Source organism: Bacteroides sp. HPS0048 (genome assembly GCF_964240755.1).
GTDB classification, from domain to species: Bacteria; Bacteroidota; Bacteroidia; order Bacteroidales; family Bacteroidaceae; genus Bacteroides; species Bacteroides nordii.
Genome location: NZ_CAXSVC010000021.1, coordinates 102,402 through 110,405, shown reverse-complemented (window position 1 = coordinate 110,405; position 8,004 = coordinate 102,402). Strand labels below are relative to the sequence as shown.

4 protein-coding genes are annotated in these 8,004 nt (G+C 42.9%); all 4 read left to right on the top strand.

Annotated elements, in window-relative coordinates:
* Nucleotides 1-374: 374 nt before the first annotated feature.
* A complete protein-coding gene (locus tag ACESQI_RS16330) occupies nucleotides 375-3,554 on the top strand; it encodes a UvrD-helicase domain-containing protein (protein WP_373126570.1) in 3,180 nt (1,059 codons plus the stop codon).
* Between the two features lie 11 nt (nucleotides 3,555-3,565).
* Nucleotides 3,566-4,174, top strand: a complete 609-nt coding sequence (locus tag ACESQI_RS16325) for a radical SAM protein (protein WP_373126569.1) — start codon at nucleotides 3,566-3,568, stop codon at nucleotides 4,172-4,174.
* A gap of 15 nt (nucleotides 4,175-4,189) precedes the next feature.
* A complete protein-coding gene (locus ACESQI_RS16320; protein WP_025867230.1) occupies nucleotides 4,190-5,017 on the top strand; it encodes an energy transducer TonB in 828 nt (275 codons plus the stop codon).
* A 98-nt stretch (nucleotides 5,018-5,115) separates the two neighbouring features.
* Nucleotides 5,116-8,004, top strand: coding sequence for a PD-(D/E)XK nuclease family protein (locus tag ACESQI_RS16315; RefSeq protein WP_373126568.1), 2,889 nt, complete (start codon nucleotides 5,116-5,118; stop codon nucleotides 8,002-8,004).

Sequence of the window (8,004 nt, the reverse complement as noted above, 5' to 3'; positions counted from 1 at the left end):
TAAACAATTAATATTCAATTAAATAACAATAAGAAAAGTACATATGCAATAGTAATTTATTTAATGCGTCGGCCCTGAGTCCCGGTAGACAACGTTGTTTTAGATGTACATGTAAAGCAGTACGACATGTGCATGTGGGACAGTATGACATGTACATGTGGAACAGTATAACATGTACATGTAAAACAAAACAGGGCACCGAGAAAAAGAATGTTCCTTTTCGAGAAAGACAAAGCACAACACCGGGTAAGGACAATAATATCGTTTAGAGGCATCCCATAGCAAAAATAAGCTGCACCTTCACATAAAAAATAAACTCTTTCATTTTATTCTGCACTCAGTTTGTATTATCTTTGCCTACAAATCAAAACTACATGGAACTCTTAGTATATAAAGCCTCTGCCGGCTCCGGGAAGACTTTTACGCTTGCTGTAGAATACATCAAACTACTTATTCTTAATCCGCGTGCCTACCGCCAAATACTTGCTGTGACCTTTACGAATAAAGCTACGGCCGAAATGAAAGAACGTATTCTCAGCCAGCTTTATGGTATTTGGACTGAAGATCCGGATTCTGATGCTTACCTGAAACGGATCATAGAAGAAACGGGAAAGCAAACTGATGAAATACGAAAATCGGCCGGAATAGCTCTTAGCTATATGTTACACGATTACAGTCGTTTTCGTGTAGAAACAATAGACTCTTTCTTTCAGTCTGTGATGCGTAACCTGGCACGCGAACTTGAGCTAAGCCCCAATCTGAATATCGAACTGAACAACAGCGAAGTGCTGAGTGATGCAGTAGACAGCATGATTGAAAAACTGGCCCCTACCTCTCCCGTGCTTGCCTGGTTACTGAATTATATCGATGAACGTATTGCAGATGATAAACGCTGGAATGTGTCGGAAGAAGTGAAAAGTTTTGGCCGCAATATATTCGACGAAGGATACATAGAAAAGGGGGAAGGACTTCGGCAAAAGCTGATTGAAAATCCGGAAATTATAAAAAACTACCGTCGTGAACTAAAGGAAATGGAGACGGAAGCCCTTGAACAAATGAAAGGCTTCTACGATCAGTTTGAAGGAGAACTGGACGGACATGCATTAACTGCAGACGATCTGAAGAATGGTTCGCGCGGAATAGGAAGCTATTTTCGAAAACTCAATAATGGGATACTTGGTGATGATATCCGTAATACAACGGTAGAAAAATGTTTGAGTGATGAGAAGAACTGGGCAGCAAAAACCTCTCCGCGTTATGAAGATATACTTCGTTTAGCTGCCGACAGTCTGATGCCTTTGCTGAACGAAGCAGAGAAATTCCGTTCCAGGAATAACAAGATCGTAAACAGTTGCCGGCTCTCCATGCAGCATCTCAACAAAGTGCAGCTACTGGCCAATATAGACGAAGAAGTACGCCAACTGAACCGGGAAAATAACCGCTTTCTATTATCAGATACCAATGCCCTACTCCACCAGTTGGTCAAAGACGGTGACTCTTCTTTTGTATTCGAAAAGATAGGAACGAATATCCGAAACGTAATGATAGATGAGTTTCAGGATACCAGCCGGATGCAATGGGGAAATTTCAAATTGTTATTATTGGAAGGACTCTCCCAGGGAGCCGACAGTTTGATAGTAGGCGATGTGAAACAATCTATTTATCGTTGGAGAAATGGTGACTGGGGAATACTTAACGGATTGAATGACCGGATAGAACACTTTCCGATTCGTGTGGAAACACTAAAGATCAACCGAAGAAGCGAAACGAATGTCATACGGTTTAACAACGAACTATTTACAGCAGCAGTAGAGTACCTGAACACTCTGTATAAGAATGAATTGAGCAGCGACTGTGAAGCATTGCAAAAAGCCTATTCAGACGTAGCACAAGAATCTCCTAAAGAGAAACAGATGGGATACGTCAAAGTCTCTTTCCTTGAACCGGATGAAGAGCATGACTACACAGAAAAAACACTTATAAGCCTGGGTGAAGAAGTGGAACAGTTGCTGAACTCAGGAGTGAAACAGAACGATATTGCCATTCTTGTCCGCAAAAATAAAAGTATCCCCCGCATTGCAGATTATTTTGACAAAACACTGCAATACAAAATTGTATCTGATGAAGCCTTCCGGCTGGATGCTTCACTTGCCATCTGTATGATGATAGATGCACTACGCTACCTTTCTGATCCGGAAAACCGGATAGCAAGGGCCTCACTAATTATGAATTACCAATTAAAGATTAAAGATTTTAAAGGGGAATTGGATGCATTACTTACAGGAACCCCTAAAGAGTTACTGCCGGAGGCTTTTATTGAAAACATAAAGACTCTAAGGTTAATGCCTCTTTATGAGTTGCTGGAAGAGCTATTCAGTATCTTCGAAATGAACCGTATCAGTGCTCAGGATGCTTACCTGTTTGCTTTCTTTGATGCTGTAACAGACTATCTGCAAAGTAATTCTTCTGAGTTGGATAGTTTTATCCACTTCTGGGAGGAAACATTATGCAACAAGACTATTCCCAGTGGAGAGATAGAAGGAATCCGTATCTTCTCAATCCATAAGTCGAAAGGACTGGAGTTTCACACAGTACTCCTGCCTTTCTGTGACTGGAAAATGGAAAATGAGACCAATAATCAGCTCGTGTGGTGTACTCCGGCAGCAGCACCATTCAACGAGCTTGATATCGTCCCCGTCAACTACTCTACACAGATGGCGGAATCCGTATACCGGGAAGACTACCTGCAAGAACGCCTGCAACTATGGGTGGATAATCTGAATCTGCTTTACGTAGCCTTTACCCGTGCCGGAAAAAATCTGATAGTATGGAGTCGAAAAGGACAACGCAATACAATGTCGGAATTACTCACTGCAGCCCTACCAGAAGTAGCGCGCAGAAATGGGACAGAATGGGACGGAGAAGAACCCTATGAACAAGGAGAACTTTGTCCCTCTTCGGAAGAGAAGAAAAAAATATCTGCCAACAAGCTTACCCGGAAAGCAGAGAAACTGCCGGTCAGAATGGAGTCCATGCGGCATGAGATAGAGTTCCGGCAATCCAATCGCTCAGCGGACTTCATCAAAGGAATTGAGGAAGAAGAGTCGGAAGACCGTTTTATCAACCGTGGACGCTTGCTACATACCCTGTTCTCGGCTATTGAAATGGAAAAAGACATTGATACGGCCATAGAAAGACTGATCTTCGAAGGCGTTATCGGTAGTCGCAAAGTGGAAGAAGAGATACGGGAAGTGACTCATAAGGCTTTCTCCATGCCCGAAATACAAGAATGGTACTCGGGACGTTGGCAATTGTTCAATGAATGTGCCATTATATATAAAGAAGACGGAGTATTGCAAACCCGCCGACCGGACAGGGTAATGATGCTGAACGGGCAAGTAGTGGTAGTGGACTTCAAATTTGGTAAACCGAACAAAAAGTACAACAAGCAGGTGCAGGGATACATGCAATTACTGACGAAGATGGGATACAGCAATATCAGCGGTTATCTGTGGTATGTAGACGAAGGTAAAATAGAGAAAGTACGCAATTGATAGCAAGAGAGATGAAAACAGCAGCTCTGATAGGCATCAGCAGACATCGGCTTACCACAGACGGTGAAGGGGTGACAACACTCGTAGCATTCCACGGATGTCCCCTACGTTGCAAATATTGCCTGAATCCCCAATCATTTGCCCAAGAGGGAGTCTGGAAACAATATGACTGTGAACAGCTCTATGAAGAAGTTAAAATAGACGAACTGTACTTCCTTGCTACCCATGGAGGTGTTACATTCGGAGGTGGAGAACCGGCACTGCAAAGTAACTTTATCAGTGAATTCAGGAGACTCTGCGGCACCGGATGGAAAATAACCATTGAAACATCTCTGAACGTGCCACAAGAGGATATAGAAAGATTATTACCGGTGGTCGACCGTTATATCGTCGATATTAAAGACATGAATAATGATCGTTACGAAACATATACCGGGAAAAGTAATACGCGTGTCATCGAGAATCTCCGTTGGTTGGTGATACAAGGAAAAGCGAAACAAATCACTGTTCGCGTTCCTCACATCCCGTCATACAATACGGAAACATATATAGAGAACAGTATACATCAACTGAAAGAAATCGGATTGTCCGATTTCGATCGGTTTACCTACCGAACTTAAATACAGATAATGCTTATGAAACGAGGAAAACAGACTTGCAGGATTTTAAAAGAGATCCGCCGGCAAATAGCCGAAGCGAATGATATTGAATTCATCACTTCCGAATGCCAATATCAAGGCGAGTGCTTAGGCACATGCCCCAAATGTGAAGCGGAAGTCCGTTATCTGGAACAACAGTTGGAACGGAAAAGAATGGCAGGAAAAGCAATCACAGTGTTAGGTATATCTGCAGGATTGGTGGCAACAGCACCACTGACATCGTGTACAAGTCCGAAGAAACCGGATCATATTTCTACTTACGACAGTATTGCCGAAACTGATACAACGGAAACAATCTGTATGGAGATGGAAGGAGATATAGCCTTAAAAATCGATACTCCGAATATTAAAGATGTTTCAGCACCGCCTTCTATACCAATGGTGGGAGAAATTCCATGCAATTTACAAGATAGCACGGCAATAGATACACTGGTCGTAATAGACGAAGAGCCCATCGAAGGAGAAGTTCCTGAGGACAACGAAGCGTATGTGTCCGCCTGTGACAATATGCCGGAATTTCCCGGAGGTACCAAAGCCTTGATGGAATATCTGGCCCGAAACATAAAATATGAAGGCCCCATAGCACAAGGAGACATAGGCATATCCGGCCGGGTAATCATTCAAATTATCATCGACAAAGAAGGTAATGTCACTGATCCCAAGGTAGTCCGGTCCGTTGATCCTTATCTTGACAAGGAGGCATTACGCGTTGTCAGCCATATGCCTAAGTGGACACCGGGAACACAGCAAGGCAAACCGGTGGCTGTGAAATATTCTATTCCGGTAGTTTTCAGAATGCAATAATTACTAAAGTGCCGTATTTGAGTAATGAAAGCTGTCGGCAAAGCATTGGCCCTTGAGCATTATTTGCGTACGAAACTAAAATCGTTATATCATAAAGTATGAAAACATTTCTCCAACTGGTCGCTCAAGACCTTCATAGCAAAATAGGAAACGATTTATCACGTGTAGCAATCGTTTTCCCCAACAAACGTGCCAGCTTGTTCTTCAACGAACATTTGGCTTCACAATCCGATCATCCTATCTGGTCTCCTGCTTATGTCAGCATTAGCGAATTGTTCCAGCAACTGTCCGATCAGAAACTGGGAGATCCCATCCGGTTGGTGTGTGAGTTGTATAAGATTTTTCGTGAAGGGACAAAAAGTGAAGAATCTCTGGACGACTTCTACTTTTGGGGTGAACTACTTATCAGCGACTTTGACGATGTAGACAAAAATCTTGTAGATGCAGATAAACTCTTTACCAATCTGCAGGATCTGAAAAATATTATGGATGATTTCGACTTTCTGGATAAAGAACAGGAGGATGCTATTCGTCAATTTTTCCAGAACTTCTCCATAGAAAAACATACCAAACTGAAAGAGAAATTTATTTCTCTTTGGGACAAGCTTGGGGACATTTATCGGAATTATCGTTCACAACTTGCCTCTTTAGGCATTGCTTACGAAGGAATGCTCTACCGCAATGTCATTGAAGCACTTGATACGAATGCTTTGCGGTATGACAAATATGTATTCGTAGGTTTTAATGTGCTCAACAAAGTGGAAACCCGCTTCTTCTCTCTACTACAAGAGGCAGGCAAAGCACTTTTCTATTGGGACTATGATTTGTTTTACACCCGTCTGCCCCAGCAAAGACATGAAGCAGGCGAGTTTATTCTCCGTAATCTGGAGAAGTTTCCGAATGAACTTCCCGAAACTGTATTCGATTGTCTGCGTTATCCCAAGAAAGTACGTTTCATTTCTTCTCCCACAGAAAATGCCCAGGCACGTTATCTTCCGGAATGGGTCAGAGATACATTGTTAAACAAAGATCTTCAAGAAAAGCCTTGCGAAGAAAAAGAAAACGCAGTAGTACTTTGCAATGAATCTTTATTACTTCCTGTCCTGCACTCTATTCCGTCAGAAGTAAAAAACGTCAATATCACCATGGGATTCCCATTGGCACAGACCCCGGTTTATAGTTTTATCAATGCTGTCGTTGAGTTGCAAACAACCGGTTATCATTCTGAGACTGGTCGTTACAGCTATGATACCGTACAGGCCGTACTAAAGCATCCCTATACCCGCCAAATCTCTCTCAAAGCTGAACCACTGGAACGTGAACTGACAAAGACCAACCGCTTCTATCCTCTGCCTACAGAACTGAAGCAGGATGATTTTCTATCACTGCTCTTCACCCCAAGAAGTGGTATCCGGGCAATCTGTCTTTACATCACAGAGTTACTGAAAGAAGTATCTACCCTCTATCGCCAGAAATCGGAGCAGGATGATATTTTTAATCAACTCTATCGTGAGTCATTGTTCAAGAGCTACACAATGGTAAATCGCCTGCTCAACCTGATTGAGAACGGAGAGTTACAAATACGTATCGATACTTTGAAGCGCCTGCTTAGTCGTATCCTGAATGCAACTAATATCCCATTCCACGGTGAACCGGCTATCGGCATGCAGGTAATGGGAGTACTCGAAACCCGTAATCTTGACTTCCGTAACCTCATCATGCTTTCACTCAACGAAGGGCAATTGCCTAAGTCCAGCGGTGAGTCTTCCTTCATCCCTTACAATCTCCGTAAGGCTTTTGGTATGACAACCATCGAACACAAGAATGCAGTATATGCTTATTACTTCTATCGCCTTATACAGCGGGCAGAAACTGTAACATTGGTATATAACACTTCGTCAGACGGCTTGAACCGCGGAGAATGGTCACGTTTTATGTTACAGTTCCTTGTTGAATGGCCACACGACATCAGCCGGGAATTTCTTGAAGCCGGTCAGTCACCACAAAGCAGCCGTGATATCTGTATTGAAAAAACACCGGAAATATTGAATCGCCTCCGCAATACATACAACTTCGAATCTAATCAAAAAGCATTTGCTCTCTCTCCATCGGCGCTCAATGCCTACCTGGATTGTCGCCTGCGTTTTTATTATCGCTATGTAGCCGGGCTAAAAACTCCCGATGAGGTAAGTGCGGAAATAGACTCAGCCCTGTTTGGTACTATTTTCCACCGTTCAGCGGAACTTGCTTACGGTGATTTAAGTGCTAACGGCAAAGAGATAAGAAAAGAAGATTTAGAACGCCTTCTACGTGATGACGTTCGTTTGCAAGGATACGTAGATTGTGCCTTCAAAGAAGAATTCTTCCATGTTGATCTCAACGAACGACCGGAATACAATGGAGTGCAACTGATAAACTCCAAGGTAATAGGCTCATATCTTCGGCAACTGTTACGCAATGACCTGCAATATGCACCTTTCTCTATGGTAGGTATGGAAAAAAAGGTACAGGAAGAAGTGACAGTAAATACTCCTGAAAGTCCGATAAAGATACGGATAGGCGGAACGATCGACCGCATGGATTGCAAAGGTGATACACTTCGTATTGTTGATTACAAAACAGGAGGAAGTCCCAAAACACCAACAAACATTGAACAACTGTTCACTCCCGCCGAAGGAAGACCGAATTATATCTTTCAGACCTTTTTGTATGCAGCCATCATGAGCAGGCAGCAGTCCCTGAAAGTAGCTCCTGCCCTACTCTATATTCACCGGGCTGCTAATGAAAACTATTCTCCAGTTATCGAAATGGGCGAACCTCGGAAGCCAAAGATACCAGTCAATAACTTTGCCTTCTTTGAAGACGAATTCCGGGAACGGTTACAAACTCTGTTGGAAGAAATCTTTGGGAATGAAACGCCCTTTACCCAAACAGAAAACACGAAAGTCTGCGAATACTGCGACTTCCGTGCTTTGTGCAAAAGGTAA